This is a genomic window from Rhodococcus sp. EPR-147 (assembly GCF_001647185.1).
Lineage (GTDB): Bacteria > Actinomycetota > Actinomycetes > Mycobacteriales > Mycobacteriaceae > Rhodococcoides.
Window position 1 is genome coordinate 1 of record NZ_LVCU01000469.1, and the last position, 1,120, is coordinate 1,120.

The 1,120-nt window shown below is 62.1% G+C and carries 1 protein-coding gene; it reads right to left on the reverse strand.

What is annotated here, in order from left to right; translation table 11 throughout:
* The coding region (locus tag A2J02_RS20140) for an IS110 family transposase (protein ID WP_442971491.1) at nucleotides 1–1,018 on the reverse strand (1,018 nt) is incomplete at its 3' end.
* Nucleotides 1,019–1,120: the final 102 nt, after the last annotated feature.

Below are 1,120 nucleotides of genomic sequence, written 5' to 3' on the forward strand. Positions count from 1 at the left end.
CGACCACCGCACGTTTACCGCGTTCGTCGAAATGTTCCCACCGTGCGTGCAGCCGCCGGTTCGCTTGATGTCCTCGCGCTTTGGCTTTGGGAGTCGACGCCTTCCACCGTGCCACCAGTTCACGCCCCGGCCGATACGGCTTGCGATGATGCCAGGCAGCCTCGACCAGCAGTCGGCGTACGTGAGCATTGCCGGTTTTGCTGACACCGCCCTGCGACCGGGATTCACCGGAAGAATGCTCGGTCGGGATCAACCCGACGAACGCACCGATCGAGCGGCCGGTCAACCGGTCCCACTCACCGATCTCCGTCGCCAAACCGAACGCTGTCAACGTCGCCACCCCACGAAGGCACCCCAGCCGGGTCACCACCGGAGTGAACGACGAATGCGCAGCCATGTCCGCGATGGCGGTATCGAGACGATTCCGGCGTTCGGTGGTGGCGATGACGGTCTCGTAGGCGGTGTCGTAGGTGATCTGCAGTGCACGTGAATCGAACCGCTGGCGACGTAACCACAGATCGTGGGCTGCGGTCCAGGGTTTGCCGCCGCTGTAGATGATCCCTTGACGCAGCAGCACATGTGTCAGGCGATGCTGTGCGGACACCAGATCGCCGCGGCAGTCCTCCCTTGCTCGCACCAGATCACGAGCGGACTCCTGCTCGGTACTCGGAATCAGAACCGGCACAATAGAACTCAAATGAAGCAACCGAGCCAAATGCCGGGCATCACGGGCATCGGTCTTGATGCGGTCACCAGGGGGACGCTGAATTTTCGACGGTGCCGCCACCACACAATCGACACCGGCGGCCAACAGAAAACGGGCCAGACCGAAACCGGTCGGGCCCGCCTCGTAGACGACATGCACCAGTCCTGGCAGCGAACGAATCCACTCCAGGATTTCTTTGTGATCAGGCGACATGCGACGCTCGAACAACTCGCCCGTCTCGCCATCCAAACCGCACGCCACCACCGATCGTGCGTGCACATCCAAACCAACACTCGTACGATGATTCTTCACTGGGGCCTCCCACATCTGTGGCTCTACCGGCCAGGACCCACTCCTGTCGGCAACCCACGCTTACATGCGGAGGGGCCCCAGCCAAGACCTCCATACCGTCTA